The 21,807-nt window shown below is 73.8% G+C and carries 13 protein-coding genes; all 13 read right to left on the bottom strand.

All coding sequences use genetic code 11. The features are described 5' to 3' along the window. Positions 1–25: 25 nt before the first annotated feature. Entirely contained in the window at positions 26–2,350 is a 2,325-nt protein-coding gene (locus J3R08_RS13720) for a hypothetical protein (protein WP_209961470.1), read from the bottom strand. 1 nt (position 2,351) lies between these two features. Then, positions 2,352–2,987, bottom strand: coding sequence for a response regulator transcription factor (locus J3R08_RS13715; RefSeq protein ID WP_209961468.1), 636 nt, complete (start codon positions 2,985–2,987; stop codon positions 2,352–2,354). A gap of 119 nt (positions 2,988–3,106) precedes the next feature. Then, entirely contained in the window at positions 3,107–3,406 is a 300-nt protein-coding gene (locus tag J3R08_RS13710; protein WP_369830137.1) for a YbaB/EbfC family nucleoid-associated protein, read from the bottom strand. Positions 3,407–3,460: 54 nt separating this feature from the next. Further along, positions 3,461–6,742, bottom strand: coding sequence for a right-handed parallel beta-helix repeat-containing protein (locus J3R08_RS13705; RefSeq protein ID WP_280841745.1), 3,282 nt, complete (start codon positions 6,740–6,742; stop codon positions 3,461–3,463). Positions 6,743–6,746: 4 nt separating this feature from the next. Next, positions 6,747–9,890, bottom strand: a complete 3,144-nt coding sequence (locus J3R08_RS13700; protein ID WP_209961466.1) for a hypothetical protein — start codon at positions 9,888–9,890, stop codon at positions 6,747–6,749. 7 nt (positions 9,891–9,897) lie between these two features. After that, a complete protein-coding gene (gene eccB, locus J3R08_RS13695) occupies positions 9,898–11,253 on the bottom strand; it encodes a type VII secretion protein EccB (protein WP_209961463.1) in 1,356 nt (451 codons plus the stop codon). A gap of 6 nt (positions 11,254–11,259) precedes the next feature. Beyond that, positions 11,260–12,669 (bottom strand): type VII secretion integral membrane protein EccD, encoded by a 1,410-nt coding sequence (gene eccD, locus J3R08_RS13690; protein ID WP_104115520.1) that lies wholly within the window; start codon positions 12,667–12,669, stop codon positions 11,260–11,262. Between the two features lie 13 nt (positions 12,670–12,682). Beyond that, positions 12,683–16,642: a type VII secretion protein EccCa gene (gene eccCa, locus J3R08_RS13685; RefSeq protein WP_104115519.1), complete on the bottom strand. Its 3,960-nt coding sequence runs from the start codon at positions 16,640–16,642 to the stop codon at positions 12,683–12,685. Then, positions 16,639–17,037: a hypothetical protein gene (locus J3R08_RS13680; protein WP_064446308.1), complete on the bottom strand. Its 399-nt coding sequence runs from the start codon at positions 17,035–17,037 to the stop codon at positions 16,639–16,641. Before J3R08_RS13680 ends, eccCa begins: the two co-directional genes overlap by 4 nt. A gap of 2 nt (positions 17,038–17,039) precedes the next feature. Next, the gene (locus J3R08_RS13675; protein ID WP_209961461.1) at positions 17,040–19,880 is read right to left on the bottom strand and encodes a hypothetical protein; all 2,841 of its coding nucleotides are present in this window, start codon (positions 19,878–19,880) and stop codon (positions 17,040–17,042) included. 42 nt (positions 19,881–19,922) lie between these two features. Then, positions 19,923–20,771, bottom strand: a complete 849-nt coding sequence (locus tag J3R08_RS13670) for a hypothetical protein (RefSeq protein WP_280841744.1) — start codon at positions 20,769–20,771, stop codon at positions 19,923–19,925. Positions 20,772–20,897: 126 nt separating this feature from the next. Beyond that, positions 20,898–21,200 (bottom strand): WXG100 family type VII secretion target, encoded by a 303-nt coding sequence (locus J3R08_RS13665; protein ID WP_104115516.1) that lies wholly within the window; start codon positions 21,198–21,200, stop codon positions 20,898–20,900. A 38-nt stretch (positions 21,201–21,238) separates the two neighbouring features. Then, entirely contained in the window at positions 21,239–21,559 is a 321-nt protein-coding gene (locus J3R08_RS13660; protein ID WP_064446311.1) for a WXG100 family type VII secretion target, read from the bottom strand. Positions 21,560–21,807 lie beyond the last annotated feature (248 nt).

Raw genomic sequence — 21,807 nt, 5'->3', positions numbered from 1 at the left:
CCTGGGCGGCCTGGGCCGCTAGCGCTCAGCGCAGCCCGGGGACGCCGACGAAGCGGCGCGCCGCGGCCGGCGGGACCGGCGTGCCGGGGCCGGCGCCGCCCGCGACGTGCCGGTCCAGGGCGGCCAGGGCCAGGGCGTCGTACCGCGCCCGCCCGTCGGCCGCCGCGTCACCGGCGGACAGCTCACGCAGCAGCAGCCGCCCGGGAGCCCCGGCTGCCGGCTCCCGCACCTGGAGCACCGCGAAGGCCGTGCCGGGCAGGAAGAGGATGCGGGACGGCACGCCGTCGCCGGTCTCCAGCGCGCCCGTGCGCCGGCCGGTGGCCGACCAGATCAGCACCTCGACGTCTCCCGGCAGGTCGGCGGGCGGTTCGGCGAGCGCGTTGGTGAACCCCCAGTCGGTCAGCACCCGGCGCTGCGCGATCCGGCGCAGGTCCGCCCGGGTCAGGTCGGCGGCGGCGTACGTGACGCCACTGTGCACCGGCAGCGGGCGCGTACCGGCGGCCACGCACCTGGCGAACGGCACGTGACCACCCGCCTCGCCGGACCGCAGCGCCTGGTCGACGCCGTCCCCCGCGGCGGTGAGGTAGAGGCGGACCGCTGTGGCGTACTCCAGCGCGTCCGCGCCGTCGGGCAGGGCCGGGTGCGCCGCGAGCACGCGGGCGACGTCGGCGGCGAGCGCGGCGAGCTGGCGCCGGAACGCGCGGCGGAACCAGGCCCGCTCCTCGTCGAGGTCGGGACCGGGACGGACGCCCCGCGCCTCGTCGACCGGGGTGCGCTGGAAGCGGGCGGGTGCCACCGTCGGGCGGTGCACCGGCAGCGCCATCGTCGGAGCGCTCGCCCAGGTCACGCCCCCGCCACCCGCCCCGGCCACGCCGAGGAAGGCCGCCTCCGCCCCGGCCAAGGCGGAGAAGGCCGCGGCCGCTCCGGCCACTGCGGGACGGGGCGCGTCTCCTCGGGACACTGCGGGTCGGGCCGCGTGTGCGTCAGTCACTGCGGACACGGCCACCTCGGGGGCCACCGGCGCGGCGACCGGGCCGGCCACGGTGAGGTCGACCGGCGGTGGGGCGGGAACCGGGGGCACGAGGGCCTGAACCGCCGCGTGCCGGCGCGCCCCGTGCGGCGGGGCCGGTGCCCGGGCCGGCGCCACCGACGAGGACGGACGCACCGCCGTACGCCCGCGGGTGGCCGGGTCGAGCCGCGCGGCCAGGTCGGCGGCCAGTTCCCGGTGGCGGTCGGCCACCGCCGGCGCCGGGTCGTCCACGACCAGCCGGGCCTGCGCCGGGTCCAGCGGGACGGCACGGATCCGGTCGGCGTCGCGGGACGGCAGCGGAGCACGCAGCCAGAGCCCGGACGGGATCACCTCGACCACCGCGTCGTGGGCGTACTGGTAGATGCCGGGACCGACCGGCTCGCCGAGTTCCGCTGGCGCGCGGTGGCTGAGGATGCGCGGCGTCGCCGCCGCCCCGAGCGCCGTCCGGGGACCGTACGCCAGTTCCCGCGCGAAGACCTGCCAGCCGGGACCACCGTCGGCGGTGACGGTGAACATGGCCGGGTCGTCCGGGCGGCCGGTGGGCACGCCGGTGAAGACCCGCACCGCACAGCCCAGCACCTCGGCGAGCGCCTGGCCGAACTGCTCGCCGTCGGGCAGCGCGACCGGCCCGTACTGGATGAAGCGGGCGTGCTCGCGGCCCTGCGGCGCGAGTCCACGCCAGAACCGGGCGACGTCGTCGAGCCGCAGCGGGGCGGTGCCGGGGCAGCCCACCAGGACCGGCATCGCGTCCGGCAGGCACGCCATGGCCGAGGTCAGGCGGCCGCCGTGGGTGGCGATCGTCGCCTCGTCGCGGCTGTCGCGCAGCCAGACGCCACCCGGCAGCGGCTCCACGGCGCAGGTGGAGCTGATGGTGAGGTGGTCGGTGGCGGCGCCGTCCCAGGCCGGCGCCGGATAGCGCTTCGACTGCCAGGCCGGCGCCCGGCCGCGCCGGTAGCAGACCCAGCCGCCGAGGTCCGTGCCGTGCACGAAGAGCAGCCCCGCCGCGCCCGGGATCATCCGTCCGAACGGCGCGATCACCGGCCGTCCCAGCCGGTCGGAGAGCCACTGCCCGGCGAGCGCCCCGGTCTCCGGGCGCGCGCCGCAGACCACCAGCCGGATGCCCCGGCGCAGGCGCTGCCGGCGCAGCTCGGTCGCGACCGTGTCCCAGACGTCGAAGGGCAGCTCGTGCTGCAGGTCGAGGATCACGATGTCGTTGTCCGGATCCGGGTCCACCGACAGCGCGACCGTACGGGCCTCCGGGCTGATCCGTTCCCGGGGGTGCAGCACCAGGGCGTTCCCGACGGTGTGGCGGGTGATCACCTCAGATCATGCCGGAGCGCAGGGCGTAGGCGACCGCGTGCGAGCGGTTGCGCAGCTTCAGGCGGTGGTTGAGGCCGTAGATGACGTTCTTCACCGTACGTTCGGAGTAGCGCAGTTCGTCGGCGATCTCGTTGGTGTCGAAGCCCTCGGCCATCAGCCGGAGCACGTCGATCTCGCGCGCGGTGAGCCCCGAGGCGTTGAGCCCGTTCGGGTTGAGCACGTCGCGCTGGAGCCGTTCGATGTGCTTGAGCAGTTCGCCCACCAGGTTCGGGGGCAGCACGCCGCCGCCGGAGGCGGCCGCCAGCACGCTGTGCGCGAGGCGTTCGGCGGTGACCGCCGCGCGTGGCAGGACCGCCACCACCCGGCACTCCACGGCGGTCAGCAGCTCCTGCTCGCTGATGTCGGTGGTGATCAGCACGACGGGCGCGCCGATCTCGGTCGCGGCGAGGCGCAGCATGGCGATCACGTCGGTGGTGAGGCGGTCCGCCGCGACGATCAGCACCTGCGCGCGGGTCCGGTCCGCGCTGTCCAGCAGCGTGACGTCCGACCGCGACCGGAAGTGGGCGGTCAGCCCGGTGTGGGTCAGCGGGTCCGGCGCGTGCACAAAGACGGCAACTTGCTCCACAGCCATCTCCATCACTGTCAGTAGGGGCTGACAGTCTCGTGGAGACTCCTTCAGGAAATCTCCACAGTGGTGCCGCGAGGCGCGGCAACCCGTGAAGATCGGCACGTAATCGCTGGTCAGACTTTTTTCAGTCAGTGAAGATTGATTTCGACGGGACCCATCTTCTCCGTGGCGAGCTTCCCGGCGTTCGCGGCGGCGGCCTGGATCGCCTCCATGATCGCCGTTTGCAGTGACGCGGCGTCACGCTGCTCGTACACCCGGGGGTCGACCCGGACGGCCTGGACCTTGCCCAGGCCACTGGCCATGACCACGACCGTGCCGTCCTGGGAGCGGCCGGTGACGATCGCCTTCTCCAGCTCCGTCTGCGCGGCGCGCATCTGGTCCTCGAGCCGCTGCGCGTTCTCCATGAACTCCTGGAACGAGGGCGGGATCGGCTTGGCTTCGGGCTGCATGCGAGGACCTTTCTACGGGAAGCGGGCGTACCGTCAGCCGACGGCGGCCAGGCCGCCGAGACGCTCGCCGACCGCGGCCGGCGCCACGGCCAGGTCGGCGAGCGCGAGCGTGCGGGAGCCGGTGCGCCGGGTCAGGGCGAGCGAGAACTGGTGGGCGGCGTGCACGGTGCGCCCGGGCAGCTGACCGGCCATCCGGGCCAGCGCCTCCCGGACGTCGTCGGGGACCTCGTGGCCCCGCCGCACCAGGTGCCGCAGCACGATCTCGGCCAGCTCGTCGGTGCTGAGCTCGGGCACCGACCACTGCTGGCCGAACACCTCGTTCACCGCGGGAACCGCGGCCCGCAGGCTCGCCAACGCCGGCTCCTCGCCGGTCAGCACCACCACCGGGTCGCCGAGCCGGGAACGCATCTGCGCGACGAGCGCCTCGGCGATCTCCGGCGCCACCCCGGAGCCGTCGTCGACGTAGTCGAGCTGGAGCACGCCCCCGGCCGCGTCGTCGAGGACCGCGGTCACCAGGCTGGCGGCCTGCCCCGGCCACTGCGGCGCCAGCTCCCGGCGGGTGCTCACCCGCACGAGCTGGCCGACCGGCACCAGGCCCAGCTCCGACAGGCAGGCGGCGTAGAGCCGGGCGTACTCGCCGCGGCCGCTGCCGGCCGCGCCGCCGATCAGCACGTTTCCGGTACGGCCCGGGCCCCGCCTGCGGTTACGTCCCTCGCACAACTGCAACAGCGTCTGCCCGGCCGCCTCCTTCACCCGCTGCCCGCCGACCAGCCCGCAGATCCGCTTCCAGCTGCGGGCCGCGTTGATGGCGCCGGTCGGGTCGGTCGCCGCGTCGGGCTGCTCACCGGGCTCGACCGGCAGGTCCTCCAGCAGCGCCAGCTCGGGCTCGACGTCGGCGGCGGTGAGCCGGTTCAGCTCGTTGTCCTTCGTCGGCGGGTGGGCCGCCAGCCGGGACGCCTGGTTGTTGATCAGCGCCTCGAACAGCTTGCGGGCGACCCGGCCGTTGCCGAACGTCGCGTTCCTCGGCACCCGGGTGAAGTACGCGGTCAGCGCGTCAACCGCGTCGTCGGTCAGCTCGTAGTAGTGCTTGCTGACCAGGTTGGAGGTGATGGTGACAAGTTCCTCGACGGAGTAGTTCGGGAACTCGATGGTGCGCGTGAAGCGCGACGCCATACCGGGGTTGGAGGCGAGGAACTGCTCCATCAGCTCCGAGTACCCGGCGACGATCACCACCAGCTCGTCGCGGTGGTCCTCCATCATCTTCATCAGCGCGTCGATGGCCTCCTGCCCGAAGTCCGGGCCCGAGCCGCCCGAGCCGCTGGACAGCGTGTACGCCTCGTCGATGAACAGCACGCCGCCGAGCGCCTTGGTGACCAGCTCGGTGGTCTTGATCGCGGTGGAGCCGATGTACTGGCCCACCAGGTCGGCCCGCGCCGCCTCCACCATGTGGCCCTTGGACAGGATGCCCAGCTCCTTGAGCACCGAGCCGTAGAGGCGGGCCACTGTGGTCTTGCCCGTACCGGGTGGGCCGGCGAAGACCAGGTGCCGGCTCATCGGCGGCATCGGCAGCCCCATCTGGAGCCGCACCTGCGACATCTTGATCAGGTTGATCAGCGCGGTGACCTCCTGCTTCACCCCGCGCAGACCGATCAGGCCGTTCAACTGGCGCAACGGCTCGCTCAGCTCGTCGCCGCCGCTCTCCTCGGCCGTACCGTCGTCGCCGGCCGGCGGGACGGGCGCCGGGCCGGGAACCGGGGGCGGCGTGGCCTGCTGGCGGCCCACCGTCAGCGCGTCGACGGTCAGCGTGGCGCCGGGCGAGCGGCGCACGTCCTCGCCGCCGCTGTCGCGCACCACGCAGCGGGTGAGCGCCACCGGCTCCTCGGTGTCCACGCCGATGCCGGCCGCGCCACTGCCCAGCACCTCGCCGTCGGTGACGGACCCGCGGGACCCGGCCTCGAACACCACACCGTCCGCCCGGGCGTTGCGCACCCGGACCTGGGTGACCGCCGCCGCGCCGGTCACCCGCAGGCCGTCCCGGGCCGCGTCGGCGATCTCGCTGTCGCCCATCTGGAGAGCACCCTCGACGAGTACGCCGGAGCCCCGCAGCAGGGCCGCGCGCAGCGTCAGGTCGGCGCCGACGCCCACCCGCACGCAGGCGGCCCCCGTACCGGTGAAGCGGGCTTCCCGCACGACGGCCCGCGCGGGACCGGTCAGCGCGAGCGCTGTCGCGTCGCCGGCGTCGACGGCGAGGTCGGTGCCCTCCAGCGACGCGCCGTCCTGGACCAGGACCCCGGCGCCCGCGGTGATCTCGGCCCGCAGCCGCTGCAGCACGACCGTCGACTCACCGGCGAGCACGGCGACGTGCTCCCGCGTGCCCCGGACCGTCAGCCCGAGGAAACGCGGTGCGCCGCCACTGACCGCGACGCCGACCGGCGAGTCCAGGACCGTGCAGTCGGTGAACGTCGGCCGCCCGGCGCCGAGCACCTGCACGGCGGTGTGCCCGGCCCCGCCGAACACGCAGTTCCGGAACGACGGCGACGCGCCCTCGGCGATGTGCGCCGACTGCACCGCGGCGCCGGTGAACGTCGAGTCGCTGATCTGCACGTCGGCCTCGCCGCGGACGAAGACGTCGACGTTCCCGCTTCCGGTGACGGCCAGGCCGCGGATGCGGGCCCAGGCCCGCTGCTCGACCACGAGAGCCGGCTTGCCCGCCCCGGCGATCTCGCACTGCTCGACGGTGAGCCGGGCGTCGCCGCCCACGCAGACGCTGTTCGCGCCGGCCGTGCGCAGGCGGCAGCGGCGCAGCGTCAGGGCGCTGCTCTCCCCGGCCACGACACTGCTCGTGGCGACGTCGTGGACGACGGTGTCCTCGATCGTGCTGGACCCGGCCGACATCACCACCACGCCCGCGCCGGCCGAGCTGGTCACGTCGCAGCCGCGCAGCGCCACGGTGCCCTGCATCCGCGCCAGCAGCGTGACCCAGGAGGCGCCGCTGACCCGGCAGTCGTCCAGCGCCACCTCGCCCGCGTACACGTCGACCGCCGCCAGCGTCGTGTCGGCGCTGCTGAGCGTGATGCCGCGCAGCTGGGCGCCCTCGCCACGGACGACGAGGACGCTGCCCTCCTCCACGTGCACCTCGACGGTGCCGGGCTGGACGGCGCTGATCGTCACCCGGTCGCCGACCACCAGCTTCTCGACGTACCGGCCGGGGTGGACGTCGATCGTGGCGCCGGGCTCGGCCCGGGACAGCGCCGAGCCGATGGTCGGATAGGAGCCCGCCTTACGGTCTCCCACCACGAGAACCTGCCGACTCACGGCGTCACCCCTTCCGGTCCAGTCCGGGCAGCACCCGGAGGCGGCCACGGGCCCCGGCGCCGATCCGCTCCCGGGGCTCGGCCGTGGCCCACCGGTCCAGGCTGCGCCGCAGCGACGTGACCGCCAGCTCGTCGAGCGACACCCGGTTGGAGTCGACCCGGCCGGTGTCGTCGATCTCGTTGGCGCCGATCTCCCGCAGCAGGACCGCGCCGCGCTCGCCCGCCGCGGGCCGGCGCTGGTCCAGCACCTTGAAGTTCGTGCCCGGAAGGAACAGCACCCGGTCCTCGACGTGCTCGTCCCCCTCCGGCTCCAGCAGGCTGGTACGGCGGGCCGTCATCGACCAGATCAGCACGTCGGTGTCGCCGTCCTCGGTCGCGCACGGCTGGGTGAGCGCGTTGACGAAGCTCCAGTCGGTGACCAGGCGGCGGTCCTGGTAGAGCTCCCACTCCCGGTCGGTCGGGGACAGCCGGTAGACGGTCGTCCCCCGGAAGGACGGCATCCGGGAGACCCCGGCGACCACGCAGCGCGCGAACGGCACGTGCGGGCCCTTGCGACCGGAACGCAGGCCGGCGTCGACGCCCGGGCCCCGGCCGGTCAGATAGAGCCGCAACGCGACCGAGTCGGCGAGCACATCCTCCGTCGACACACCGGAGCCCTGCATGCCCGGGTGCTGCGACATGATCCGGGACACCGAGCTGGCCATCACGTCGAACTCGCGGCTGAGCGTACGGCGCAGCCAGGCCCGCTCGTCGGCGAGCCCCTTCTTCTCCGACAGCAGCGCGCCCGCGCCGGCGGAGGGGACCGGCTGCACCCGGGCCTCGGCGCTGTCGGCCGGCTCGGCCTCACCGGGCGGCCCGGCCTCAGCGGCCGATGGTTCGACCTCTCCCGGCGCGGTGGCCGGAGCCGAGGTAGTGGCCGGAGTCGCCGCTGCGGGAATCGGATCGACGGCGTGGACCGTCAGCGACGGCACGGTGGGCGCGACCGGCCCGGGCGCCACCGGTGGCGGCGTCGCGAGCGCCTGGCCGAAACCGGCCGGCATGGTCGGCGGCTCCGGCTCGCCGAAGCCGGCCGGCATCGTGGGCGGCTCGGGGATCGGGTACGCGCCGGGCGCGGCGTCCTGTCCGCCGTCTGCCGTGAGCCCTCCTCCAGTGGCCTCGGTGTACGCCGACGGCTCGGCGCGGACCAGCGGATCGGCGTGCTCCGCCGGCTCGGGCGCTCCGGCTCGTTCGGCCGGGGCGACCGACTCGACCGGCGTGACCGGCCCGAGCGACCCGACCGGCCCGACGGGCTCGACGGGCTCGACCGTTACCACCGGATCGGCGGCGACGATCGGCTCAGGCAGCGCGGGCCGCCCGTTCTGCCCCGCCGACTCCCCCGAGCCACCGGACGGGACCGGACGGCCGGCGGGGACCGGCCCGGCCAGGGCCGCCGGCGGGACGGGTGCCGGGCCGGCGGCAGCGGGCACGGCGGAGGGCGGACCGGAGACGGCCCGCTCGCCAGGGACGGCCGGCAGCACCGGCTCGGCCGGAGGCGGCACCACGGGCGGCGCCGGCAGATCCGACGCGAACGCCACGGGTGGCGGCGGCAGCTCCGGCACGAGCGGCGCCGGCAGATCCGACCCGGACGGCACCACGGGAGGGGCCGGCAGCTCGGACGCGACCAGCAGCACCGGCGGAGGCGGCGGCAGCGTGGGCGTGCTCGCGAGCGGGTCCCGCTCGGACGTCACCGGCGCGGGACCGGCGACCACCACGCTGTCCGCCGACGCCGGGGCGACCGGCGCGGGCGGCGCCACCTCCACGTACGCCGGCATCGGAGCGGGGCCGACCACCGCGCGCGTCTCCGCTTCCAGGTCGACGACCACCTGCGCCCGGCTGGACGGCTTCGCACCGGGGACGAGCACCGACGCCGGCATCAACGTCCGGGCGGTGCCGGCCATGCCGTCCACCCGTGCGGCCAGGTCGGCCGCCAGTTCCCGCATCCGCTCGGCGGCGGCGTGGACGGTGTCGTCGAAGACGAGCGTGCCGCTGCGGGCGTCGAGCATCGCGGCCCGAACCTGCTCGGCGTTCTTCGGCTCGGCGGTGGCCCGTACCCAGAGCCCGCTCTGCACCACCTCGACCACCGCGCCCGGGGCGAACCAGTAGACGCGGGGCGCGAGCTCCTCGGCGCCGGTCAGCGGCGGACGGTGGCGCAGCACCGTGGGACGGCGGGCCCGCGAGTTGGGGTGCGCCCGGGGCGAGTAGGACAGTTCCAGCGCGTACGGGGCCCAGCCGAACGCGCCGTCCGGCAGCACGGTACGGATCTCGTACTTCTGCGGGCTGCCGATCGGCACGCCGGTGTAGCAGGTGACCTCGGTGTTGAGCAGGTCGGCGAGCGCCTGCCCGAACGCCTCGCCCTCCGGCATGCGGATCTCGCCGAACTGCACGAAGCGCACCCGCTGCCGGTGCTCCTCGTCCAGTCCGCGCCAGAAGCGCACCACGTCGTCGAGCGACAGCGGCGGTGTGCCGGGGCAGCCCAGCAGCACCGACATGGTTTCCGCCTGGCACGGCACGTACGCGGTCAGCCGCCGCCGCTGCGGGTCGACCACCTGCGGGTCGCGGTTGCTGTGGATCCAGACCCCGGCCGGGATCGGCTCGATCTCGGCGACGGCGCTGGACGGGCGGGTGTCGACGGCGGCCCGGTCCCACGTCGGCGTCGGGTAGCGCTTCGCGTCCCAGGCCGGCGGGCGGCCGGGCCGGAACCGCACCCAGCCGCTGCCCGGTACGGAGTGGACGAACAGCGTGCCGGCCGAGCCGCGTACCAGGTCGCCGTCCGGGGCGATGACGGTTCGGTTGAGCCGCTCGGAGAGCCACTGCCCGGCCATCGCCGCGGAGTTGCCGTGCCGGCCGCAGGCGACCAGGCGGATGCCGCGGCGGCGGCGCGGCAGCACCCCGGCCATCGACTCCCACGCGCTGATCGGCATGCCGTCGCCGAGGTCGAGCACGACGACGTCGTTCTCCGCGTCCTCGATCATGGACAGTGCCAGCGACTGCGCCTCGGGGCTGATCGCGTCCTCGGCGTGCACCACGAGTGCGTTGCCGACCGTGTGCTGCACGACGCCGCCGGGGCGGTCCTTGCCGCCGCCGAACAGGTCCCGGATCCGGGTCGCCATGGTCGACCTACCCCACTTCCGCGGCCGCGATGGCCCTCAGGCTCAGCGCCGGGCCCTGCGGCAGCAACGCGAGCAACTCCTTCGGGAAGGGCACGTGCGGGACCCGGTCGAGCTTCAGCGCCTTCGCCGAGTCCTGGTCGCCGACGGGGTACGCCTTTCCGTCGTCCGCGATGTAGGTGGGCAGGGGGGCCACCCTGTCCGAGTCGAAGGGCGCCGGGAGCACGGCCATGCCGCTGCCCGGCCGGGTGCGTACCGACGCCTGCCCGGCGGGGCCGACGCCGGAGCGGTCCAGCGGGACGAGGACGGCGGTGCTGGCGAACCGCGTGCCGTCCACCGCGCTCTGCCGCAGGCACAGCGCGTTCGGGGCGGGCTCCTGCGGGGTGAGGCCGGTCAGGTCGGGCAGCCGGGTCAGCAGCGACCGGTCGGTCGACATGCGCGCGGCGGCGAGGTCGGCGGCGGTCAGCTCGATCGCCTTCGCGCCGGTGGTGGCCGTGGCGAGCAGGAACTCGGTGCGGCTCAGCGGGGCCAGGCCGTCGCTGCGCAGCACCAGCAACTGCTCCGCGCCGGTGTCGGGCTGCTGGCGGAACAGCGTGCCGACCGGGTACGTGTGGTCGCCGACCCGGCCGGACCGGCCCTCACCGGGGATCGTGGCCGGCGTCAGGGCCGGCCCGTCGGGCAGGAAGGCGAGCCAGTTCTCCGGCGCGGGCACCCGGCGGGTCGTGGTGGCGCCGAGCGCGACGAGCACGGCCGGGTCGCCGACCCGGAACTTGCGATCGGCGGTCACCAGGTAGGTCGGCCCGGCGGCGTCGCGGACCACCACGAACCGGTCGGCCGGTACCGCGGTGGCTTCCGCACGCGGGTCGAGGTTGAGGCCGAGCCGGTCGCCGGGGGTGTCGGCGACCGATCCCGGCAGGCAGGCGAGCCACGGCCCGGCGACCATCGAGCCGGTGGCGATCGACTGCGGCGCGCCGTCGATGCCGATGGACGGTCCGCGCGGCACGTCCTTGATCGACTCCTGGGAGATCAGCTTCACGGTGGCGGAGCCGCCCTGGATCAGCATCGCCGAGGTCAGGTTCGGCGTCGGCCGCAGCATCCCGTCGAGGTAGACGTATCTGGTGCCGCTCTCCTTCTCCACCAGGATCACGCCGGCCTTGGTGTACGCCTTGCTGCCGCCGGGCACGATCCAGCCGTAGACGGCGAACCCGGCCACGACCAGGACGCTGATGAGCACGCCGAAGGCCAGGCCGGTGACGGCGCGCCGACCGGGGATCTCCGCCGTCGACGGGTCGCCCTGCACCAGGGCGGAGCTCAGCCGGCCCATCATGAACTGGTGGGCGTGCACATGGTCGCGCTGGGTCTGCACGGTCGGCTACCCGAACAGTCCGCGGGCCCAGGCGTAGAGCCCCAGCACCTGGGCGAGCACCGGCAGCACGACCAGGCCGGTGGCGACGTCCAGCCCACCCGCGGTGTACTCCCAGAACGGCAGCATGCGCCGCGGCCACGGCCGCAGCGCGGCCATCACCAGCGGCACCAGGAGGGCGACGAGCCCGCCGAGCAGCACGTACCGGCCGGTCGGGGCGAGCGTGTCGGAGAACATCAGGGCCACCATGAGATAGCCGACGGTACCGGCCGCCACCAGGGCGATCCGCTGCCAGAAACCGAAGAAGGTACGCGAGCGCAACAGGATTGCACTCGATGTCACGAGCACCAGCGTCCAGCCGGACCAGCCCGGTACCTGCATGGTGTGGTGCAGCAGCACCGGCAGGACCAGCGCGGACGCGGTCATGCAGGCGGTCAGGTAGGTGTCCGCCTCGTCGGCCCGCGCCTTGACCAGGTCGGAGTCCTCCGGCTCGATGTCGTAGGACATGTCGGCGCCGGTCTTGGGCAGCTGCGGGCCGCGCAGCCGGGCCAGCTTCACCGCCGCCCGGGGCGCGATCACGATCAGCACGAGGATCACCGAGACGGCGACGGCGGAGACCTTCGGCGCGGTGAGCTGGAACCCGGCGCCGGCCAGCAGCACGAGCACCACCATCGCGGCGGTCAGCGCGACGATCAGCAGCGGGGCGAACGGCATGACCGGCGTGACCGTACGCTGCGCCACGAGCAGGAACGCGGTGACCGTGACGATCGCGACGGCCGCGGCCAGCGCGGCGTCGCCGTTCCAGGCGACGCCGTCGGGGTCGCCGTCGACGGCGCTGGACGCGGCGACCGCCGCGAAGAACGCCGCGCCGCCGCCGAACAGCAGCGGGAACGCGCCGTCGGTCTGCTGGCGGGCGCTGACGATCGCGGCGGTGAACAGGCCGGCGGCGAGCACCGCGCCGGCGATCACCTGGGGCAGCACCGGGCCCCGGTCCACGAGTACGGCGGCGATCAGGCCCATCGCCACCAGGGAGAGCACCAGGAACAGCACCCGGCGGTACTCCGGCTGCCACCTGTCGGCCCGCCGGTTGACCACTGTGGCGACGCCCTCGGCGAGATCGTCGAAGTCGAGTTCGGGCAGCGGGTCCTGCGCGGGGCGCAGGTGCAGCTCCTCGCCCTCCAGCCAGTCCAGGCTCTCCGGCGTGCCGGACAGCTCGAACGGCGCCTGGCCGAGGCGTTGCAGCACCCACGACTCGTCGGGCACGTCGCCGTCGGGAACCCGGGACAGGTCGGTGGTGTGCCGCACCAGTAGCGGCATCAGGTTCGCCACCGGCATCCGGGCCGGCACGGCCAGGTCGGCCCGGCGGGCCGGGCCGACCACGGTGATCCGGCACAGTTGGTCGTTCAGCGCTGCGCTCACCAGCGAGCCTCTCTCATCGGGCCGTGTCCGACACGAAACCGGTCTGCATCAGACGTACGCCGCGCCGGGTGACGAGCTGGGCGCGCCCGGGCGGCAGTTGGCGGGCCTTCGCCTCGCCCAGGAACTTGCCCTCCTCCTTGGGGTAGGAGAAGAGCGTGGCGGGCGTGCCCAGCTCCCACATGCGCCGGATCACCGGGTCCATCATGGCCCGCATCGCGCCGGAGGTGCTCCGGGCCACGATCACGTGCAGGCCGATGAAGGTGCCCTGGGCCAGCAACGGCAGGAGGGGGTCGAGCGTCGAGCCCATGCCGGTGCCCTTGGTCATCAGGTCGTAGTCGTCCACGATGACGAACAGCTCCGGCCCTTCCCACCAGTCGCGTTTGCGCATCCGCTCCGACGAGACGTCCGCCCCCGGCAGCCGCCGGTTCATCGAGACCGACGTCTGGCCGGCCAGCTCGAACATCTTGTCGCCGGTGAACGCGAAGCCCACCTGGTACGCGGCGCCGATCGCGGTGTCCAGGTCGCGCCGTGAGTCGCCGAGCACGACCTTCGCCCGCTCCGGCGGGTAGTGCTGCTGGATGGCCCGCAGGACGAGCCGGAGCATGTTGGTCTTGCCGGTCTCGCTGTCGCCGAAGACCAGCATGTGCGGGGTGGCCATGAAGTCGTGCCAGACCGGGGCGAGACGCTGCTCGTCCTGGCCGATGACGACCTTGAACTCGGACTCGGGCGGCGGCAGCGTCTCGACCATCAGGTGCGCCGGGAGCATCCGTACCGGCGGGGCGGTCGGGCCGGGCCAGAACGTGCCGATCTCCTCGACCACCGACTTGGTCGCCTCGGCCAGGTCGCCCACCGCGGAGCTGCCGTCCATCCGGGGCAGCGCGGCCAGGAAGTGCAGCGCGCCCCCGGTCAGGCCGCGACCGACCTGGTTCGGCACGGTGGCCGCCTTGCGGGAGCCGTGCTCGGACTCCATCGCGTCGCCGAGCCGCAGCTCCAGCTTGGTGCCGAGCAGGTCCCGCATCCAGGTGCGCAGCTCCGACCAGCGGGTCGCGGTGACGATCACGTGCACGCCGAAGGACAGGCCGCGCGAGGCGAGTTCCTGGAACTTCTGCTCCAGCTCCTGGAAGTCCTGCTTCATCGTGTACCAGCCGTCGATGACCAGGAAGACGTGCCCGAAGCTGTCCTCGATCACCCCCTCGGCGACCTTGGCGAGGTAGCTGGACATGGAGTCGAGCCCGTGCCGGGCGAACTCCGCCTCCCGCTTCTCCATGACCTGGAGGACCTCTTCGACGGTACGGACGACGCGGTCGCGTTCCATCCGCGTCGCGACCGAGCCGACGTGCGGCAGGCCGGAGATCGAGGCGAGACCGCCGCCGCCGAAGTCGAGGCCGTAGAACTGCACCTCGCGGGGCGTGTTCGCCAGCGACAGCGCCAGGATCAGGCTGCGCAGCAGCGTCGACTTGCCGCTCTGCGGGGCGCCGGCGATGCCGACGTGGCCGTCCGCGCCGTTGAGGTCCACCACCAGCAGCTCGCGCAGCTGCTCGGCGGGCCGGTCCACCACGCCGACCGGCACCCGCAGACCGCCCTGCACGAGCGGGTCGTCGATGGTCATGCCGCGCACCGGGTCGGGCAGCACGCTCGGCATGAGCGAGTCCAGGCTGGGCGCACTGGACAACGGCGGCAACCAGACCTGGCGGGCCGGCGGGCCGGAGCCGGCGAGCCGGTCCAGCAGCACCTCGACCAGGCTCGGCCCGCCCGCGTCCACGCCGGGCTCCTCGGCCTGCTCGGCCGGGCGGTCCCGGCCGGGGTCGTGGCGCGCGGCGACCTGCCGGGTGGTGAACGGCACCACGTCGGCGGCCAGCTCGTCGTCGGCGTCGGCGACGCCGCTGAGGCGGCCGGTTCCGGTGTACGCGCCGGAGACGTACGCCGCCTTGAAGCGCACCAGGTTCGTGGTGTCGACCTTCAGGTAGCCGTTGCCGGGCTCGGGCGGCAGCTCGTACGCCGCGCCCACGCCGATCACCGACCGGGACTCCATCGAGGAGAACGTGCGCAGCGCCAGCCGGTACGACAGGTGTCCCTCGACCCGGTTGATCCGGCCCTCGTCCAGGCGCTGCGAGGCGAGCAGCAGATGCACGCCGAGCGACCGGCCGAGGCGGCCGATGGAGACGAACAGGTCCATGAACTCGCTCTTGCTGGACAGCAGCTCGCTGAACTCGTCCACGATGATCAGCAGCACCGGGAACGGCACGAGCTGCGCGCCGTTGCCGCGCGCCTTCTCGTAGTCGAACAGCGAGGCGTAGCCGCTGGCACGCAGCATCTCCTGCCGCCGGGTCATCTCGCCGTTGAGCGCGTCCTGCATCCGGTCGACGAGCGGCAGCTCGTCGGCCAGGTTGGTGATCACCGCCGAGGTGTGCGGCAGCTTGTCCATGCCGAGGAACGTGGCGCCGCCCTTGAAGTCGACGAGCACCAGGTTGAGGATCTCCGAGCTGTGCGTCGCGGCCAGGCCGCAGACGAGGGTACGCAGCAGCTCCGACTTGCCCGAGCCGGTGGCGCCGATGAGCAGGCCGTGCGGTCCCATGCCGCCCTGCGCGGACTCCTTCAGGTCCAGCTCGATGACCTCACCCTCCTCGGTGACGCCGATCGGCACCATGAGGCGGTTGCGCTGCGGGGTCCGGGTCCGCCACAGCGCCTGCACGTCGAAGGTCATCGCGTCGCGGATGCCGAGCAGCGTGGTCAGCTCGAAGCTGGTGTCCAGCGGCTCGTCGGAGACCTCCAGCGTGCCGCTGGTCCGCTTGGGCGCGATGATCCGGGCCAGGGCCTCGCACTGGGTCTCGTCGAGCCCGTCGCGCCTGGCCGTGCCGGTCGTCGCGCCGGCCGGGAACTCCACGGTGTCATCGGTGACGGTCAGCCTCAGCACCTTCGGGCCGCCGGGCATCGCGCCGGTCAGGTCGAGCAGCACCACGTTGCGGATGCCCGCGCCGAGCAGGCGGGAGCTGTCCGGCAGGTCCACCAGGTGCGCGACGATCACCAGGAACGGCTCGCTCGTGGTCGGCTTCACGGCCCGGTCGTGGTCGCCCCGGTCGGTGATCTCGGGGCCGAGCATGTCCATCAGCGCGTCGTGGCTGCCGGCGAACATCCGGACCGGGCCCGCCGCGTCGTACGCGGTGGGGTGCGCGTTGTGCGGCAGCCACTTGACCCACTCCCAGGGGCCCCGGTGCACCTCGGCGGCGAGCACGGCGATCCGCAGCTCGTCCGGGGCGTGGAAGGTGGCCAGCTGCGCCACCATGGCGCGGGCCAGGTCGATGGCCGGGTCGATGGCGCCCTCGAACTCGACGCTGGTGAAGCTCGGCAGTCCGACGGAGGTGGGGATGCCGGACACCGTGCGGTACGCCTCGGAGAAGCGCCGCAGCGAGATCGACGACAGCGGCTCCAGGTCCTCGATCGGCTTGGTGGAGGGCGGGTTGAACTTCAGCATCGCGGCCTGCCGGCCGAGACCGATGCGGACCCGGCCGAAGTCGTCGTGGCTGGGCCGGCGCTCCCACAGCCGGCTGCCCATCGCGATCGACCACAGCCAGCCCGGCTGCGGGTTGTTCCACAGGACGTGTCGGCGCTGCTGGTCGGCCGCGTCCCGGGCCTGCTTGCGCAGCTGCCCGATGTAGCGCAGGAAGTCGCGGCGCTCGCCGCGCATCTTGCGCTTACGTTCGGCGGCCGCCCGGCCGATCTGCATGACGCCCATGAGCAGCATGCCGCCGGCCATCGCGCCGCCCATCACGTACATGATCGGGGCGCGGTTGTAGAGGCCGAACATGGCGAGCATCGCGCCCATGCCGAGGCCCATCGGCACGACCATCGCGAACGAGCGGAAGTCGAGCGGGGCCTCCTCGGCCATCAGCGGCGGCTCCTGGAGCTCGATCGAGCCCTCCGGCGCCTCCGGGCCGGTGGCGCGGGGCGGGCGCTTGACGGTGACCGTACTCATCCGAGCCGCCCCACCCCGGCGTCGTCGCCACCCCAGGCGGTGTTCTCCTGGCGCAGCAACTTCACGGCGTACCGGTCGTTGCGGTAGCGCTCGGTCACCTTGACGTCGTCGTCCTCCTCGGCCTGGCGCTTCTTCTCCTTCTCCGCCCGCTCCTGCTCCTCCTTGCGGCGCCGCTCCTGCTCGGCCCAGAACGCCTCGGCGCGTTCGGCCTCCTCCTTCTCCGCCGTCGCGAGCGCCTCCATGAACTCCGCGTCGCTGGCCGCGGGCTCGCCGCAGCGGCGCATCTTGTCCAGGTCGGCGCTGAAGAAGTCGGACGTGCCGTCGGCCGGCCGGGTCGCCTTCGCAGGCGGGACCCGTCGCCACACGGCACGCCGGGGCCCCGGTGTCTCGGACATGCTCACCTTTCCGTGCCCTGGTCGGCGGGCGCGCCGGTCAGCCAGTCGGCGTCGCTGAGGTCGTCCCACCCGGCCTTGTCGTCCGGGTCCTCGTCCGGCCGGACCAGCGGGACGTGGTCGTCGGCCGGGTGGTGGCGGGTGTCGCCGTCGCCGCCCCAGACGGAGTCGTCCTCGCGCAGCCCGGCGGCGGGGTCGGCGCTCTCCGCGGGCTCCCGGTCCTCGTCGCGTCCGGAGCGACGCCGCAGCGTGCCGGCCCGGGCCGAGTCGGCGGGGCCGCCCGCCCGTGGGCTCCGGCCGGCGAGACCGGCCACCGCGCCCGCGGCCGCCGGCCCGAGCGTCCCGGGGAGCACGACGGTCTCGACGTCCGCCACCGGGACGCCGCCGCCGGTCTTGCGGCGCGCCTCGTCCGGTTCTCCGCCGCCCGCCTCACCGGTGGGCGGCTCGGCGCCATCGCGCGACTCCCCCGCCGCGACGTCCGCGTCCGGCGAGCAGCCCGCTGCTGCGGCCGGGGTCCGGCCGGCCTCGCCGGGCCGGACCGGACCGGACGCGCCGGGCCTGGCCGGGGGTGTGGTTCCGGCGGGCGTGGGCGGCAGCGTCCCGACGGCCACCGGCGTCGCCTCCGTCCGGCCGGGCAGGACCACCACCTCGGGTACGGCGACCCCGTCGGTGGACGAGTCACCAGCGACCGGCGGCGGCACGTCCGGCGCGGATTGGACCGGCGTCTCCAGTCCCGCGCCACCGGCTCCCGCGCCCGACGGCGCATCCGGCGCTCCGGTGTCCGGGGCCGGCGGGCTCCAGTCGCCGGGATCCGCCTCGATCAGCCCGGAGGCGTCCGGCACGTTTGGCACGCCACCGGCGGGCGCACCCGTGCCGGGGGCGCCTGGCGCTCCGGGCATCATCGGCATGCCGGCCGGCGCCGTCGCCACCGGCGAGTCGACGCCGACGTCCGAGGCCACTGGCAACGTGGCGGGAAGCTGCGGCCCGTCGACGCCGCCGAGCCCGTCGCCACCGGCCGGCGCGCCCCCGGACCCGTCCGGCACGCCGGCGTCGACGCCGGGCCGCCAGTCGTCGGCGTCGCCGCTGACCAGCCCTCGGGCGTCGGGCGACTCGGTGGCGCCGGAACCGTTCGCGCCTCCTGCCGGACCCGGCATGCCGGGCATGGCCGGCATGGGCGCGCCCAGCCCGGCGCCGCCGGACGACACGCCGGACGGCGCGCCGGGAACCTGCACGCCGTCGAACCCGGGCGACTGCCAGTCGGCCGCGTCACCTTCCACCAGGCCCTTGGCGTCCGGCGCCTCGGGAACGGCGGGTGCGCCGCCGCCACCGGCGCCGGGAGCACCGGCGCCGGGCATGCCCGGCATCATCGGCGACTGGAAGCCGCCGCCACCGGGTACCGCGCCGCCCGGGGCCGCCGGGATGTCCACGCCGCTGATCGCGCCGGGAGTGAAGTCCTTGCCGTTGCCCAGCAGCCCGTTCGCGTCCGGTTTCTCCGGCAGGCCGGGGCTGCCGCCGGCGCCGTTGCCGGCGCCGCCGGGTGAGCCGAGTCCCGGAACGCCGGGCGGGGTGAACCCGCCGCCGGCGGCGCCCCCGCCGACTCCGCCTCCGGGCTTCGGACCGCCGACCTCGCCCGGGCCGGAGAACGACGGCGGCTTCACCGAACCGCCGCCGCCGAGATTCGCCGAGCCCGGTGGCTTGATCCCCGGCGGCACCGCCCCGGGGACGAACCCGCCCGGTACGCCGCCGCCGGGCAGCCCGCCGCCGCCGATACCGCCCGGGCCGTTGAACGCCGGGGCGTCGAAGCCGGGCAGCCCGCCGCCGACGCCACCTCCGCCCGGGGTGGGGCCGCCGATCTCGCCCGGGCCGGAGAACGACGGCGGGGTGACGGTCCCCGGGCCCTGGCCGGGACCCGGCCCGCCGATGCCGCCGAGGTTCGGCGGCGTGATCGTGGGGACGGTGATGTTCGGCGGCGCGGTGAGGGGCGCGGTGGTGATGCCGCCGATGGAGGGCGTGGTGAACACCGGCGGGGTGAGCGTCGGAGGCGCCGACAGGTTCATCGTGGTGATGTTCGGCGTCGGGAACGGCGACGTCGCAGGCATGCTGATGCTCGGCGTCGGCATGGTGACCCCGGCCGTCTTCGCCTTGTCGGTGGTGATCCGGTACTGCTCGGCGACGGTGTGGACGACCTCGGCCATCTGCTGCGCCATCGGCTTCTCGTACTCGGTGCCGCTGATCGGCACCGGGCCGCTGCCGCTGCCGACGCCGTTCTGGGAGGCGATCCTCGCCCACTCGCCGTCCAGGTAGGCGATCGTCTGCTGGGCCCAGGAGAGGTGGTTGGCCGCGTCGTAGAGCTGCGACGGCAGCGACGTGAGGTTCGGGGAGGAGTTGATGGCGTTCGACGCGGTGTCGGAGTCCGGGACCTTGCCGCCGGCGAGGTGCTCGGCCTGCTTGCCGAGCAGGTCCGCGTAGAAGTTCATCTTGTCGCGGAACGCGCTGGCCGCGGGTCCCTGCCACGCCTTGTCGTCACCGACCATCGAGGCGACAGCGGTACGGATGGTCTGTTCCAGCCAGATCAGCAGGTCCTGCGTCGCCTGGAACGCCCGCGCCGCCTCGACCACCGACGCGACGTTGACGCGGGAGGCGGCGTACTGCAGTCCCGCCTCGCTGAACACCGCGGCGCCCCCGTTGACCGCGGCCTCGAGCTTGCGCCAGCCCCGGGTCTCGGTCGCCCAGGTCCGGTAGTCGTACAGGTCACCGACGGGAATCACCTTCGGCGGGAAGGTCCCTGCCTCCTCCGCGGGGTCGTTCCACCCGTCGAGTTTGCTCTCACCGAGACCGTTGCCCATGCCCCGTCCCTCTTCGCGAGCGGCGAGAACCGCCCGGCCGCGCTAGTTGCCGTCGGTCTTGATGATCTTCTGGCCGTACGTGCTCAGGTTGTCGAGGCCCTTGAAGGAGTCACCCATGACCTCGTTGAGCTTCTCCGTGGTCAGCGAGTTCAGCTCTTCGAGGTTCTTGTACTGGGCGGCCATCTTCAGCAGGGCGTGCTGCACGGCGAGGAGGGCCGTGTTCATGTCGACGAGCATGTCCTTCGTGTCGCCCTTGACGCCGCCGTCCTGGGCGGTCGCCCCGACCACCGCCTGCCGCAGCACCTCCGCGCGGGCGAAGGCCCCGGGCCGCGGGTCGACAGCGTTCAACTGGTCCACGGTGGTGAGCAGGATGTTCCCGGGACCGGTGATCCGGCCCAGCACCTCGTTGGCGAACCACTCCAGCACGGCGGTGTTCACGGCCACGCCGCTGGTCGAGGCGGTGTCACCCTTGAACGTCGGGCTGATGCCCGGCGGGGTGAAGCCCGAGTTCGTCGGGGTCTTCGTCTCGTCGATCCAGTCGGGCTTGTCGGTGAACGCGGGCGGCTTCACGTTCGACGGGTCGGTGATGTTGGCCTTGTACTCCTTGACGAGGTTCCGCCAGCCGTCGATGTCGAGGATGTTCTTGTCGTACCACTCGCGGGCCTCGATCCACTCCGGGTGCTCGGCGCGGACCTCGTCCTTCCACCTGTCGAAATCCACGCCGGTGCGCCGGTTCTGGTGCTTGTTGTAGAAGGCCATCCAGGAGTCGTACGCCGCCTGAGTGGTGCCTTCCGGCTTCCCGATGGCGGCGTCGCCCATGCCGTAGGCGTTCATCGCGGCGATGGCTTCGGGGCTGGCGTATCCCCAGTCAATGCGGGCCAAGGAGATCACTCCACTCGAGAGTCGACGGCGGCGGGACGAAGGCACAGACCCCAGCGGCCCGGATCGTCTAGCTCACCGGGCCGGGGACGGACGACGGAGACTGCCGCGCCGCGTCCGCGGCAGCCGCCCGGCGGATCAACCGCCGCGGACGTCGTTCCAGATCATGGCGTGACGCTGCTCGGTGGTGCCGTAGTTGTCCGAGATCCGCAGCAGCGTCTGCCGGGCCTGCTCCAGGTAGCCCACCATCGAGTCGGCCGCCTGGTTCCAGGCCGCCTTCGAGACGTGGTACTGCTGCTGGGCGGCACCGGTCCACTGGGCGAGGCTCGCCTCGACGGTGCGCTCCATCTCCTCCAGCGACGACTGGATCTGGCCGTTGATGCGGTGCATGTCGGTCAGCACGGCGTCTGCCTGCACGAAGTCGAAGGTGTAGTTGGACACGTCAGTCCTCTCGGGAGATCAGGGATCGGGGGTACGGCTCAGATGCCCGGCAGGGCCGCGCCGAAGGAGCTGGCCACGCTCGACGCCTCGTCCTCGGCCGCCTGGTAGCCCTTGGTGGTCACGCCCATGACCTCGAGCATGTTCAGCAGCTCGTTGATGACCCGCTGGAACGCGTTCTCCCAGTTGTCCATGGCCTGGTTGAAGCCCTGCGACGCCTGGCCGGTCCAGGAGGAGATCAGGACGGCCATCTGCCCGTTGACCGCGCGCAGCTGGCTGGTGAACTCGGTGGCCTTGTCGGAGAACTCCTGGGCAGCCCGCTGCATACCCGCTTCGGTGGTGCTGACGCTCGGCATCGTCACGGCCGGACTCCTCATGTCAGGGAAAGGTGGCAGGGAAGAGTGTTGATCCGCCGCCCCGTGCGGGCGCAACTTCGTCGCGCCGCCATGTCCGAACGTCACCCAACATTGCACGGCAGCGCCCCCGCGCCCGGCGGCGACGGCCGGGAGGCCGGGAAAAGTGGTTGCACTTTCATGCACTGATGCCCGGCCGGAGTTCCGGCGCGACGGCCGCGCCGTCTTCACTTGACGGCGACGTCGAGGGAGTGGTC

It is taken from the genome of Micromonospora sp. HB375, assembly GCF_017872985.1.
GTDB lineage: Bacteria > Actinomycetota > Actinomycetes > Mycobacteriales > Micromonosporaceae > Micromonospora > Micromonospora chalcea.
Note: the sequence above shows the minus strand (reverse complement) of the source record. Positions and strands in the feature narration are given on the sequence as shown.

Bases quoted from the DNA above. Each gene is read 5' to 3' on its own strand.
- J3R08_RS13675 (WP_209961461.1), bottom strand. From the start codon at position 19,880: ATGGGCAACGGTCTCGGTGAGAGCAAACTCGACGGGTGGAACGACCCC.
- J3R08_RS13715 (WP_209961468.1), bottom strand. From the start codon at position 2,987: ATGGAGATGGCTGTGGAGCAAGTTGCCGTCTTTGTGCACGCGCCGGAC.
- J3R08_RS13680 (WP_064446308.1), bottom strand. From the start codon at position 17,037: ATGTCCGAGACACCGGGGCCCCGGCGTGCCGTGTGGCGACGGGTCCCG.
- J3R08_RS13700 (WP_209961466.1), bottom strand. From the start codon at position 9,890: ATGGCGACCCGGATCCGGGACCTGTTCGGCGGCGGCAAGGACCGCCCC.
- eccCa (WP_104115519.1), bottom strand. From the start codon at position 16,642: ATGAGTACGGTCACCGTCAAGCGCCCGCCCCGCGCCACCGGCCCGGAG.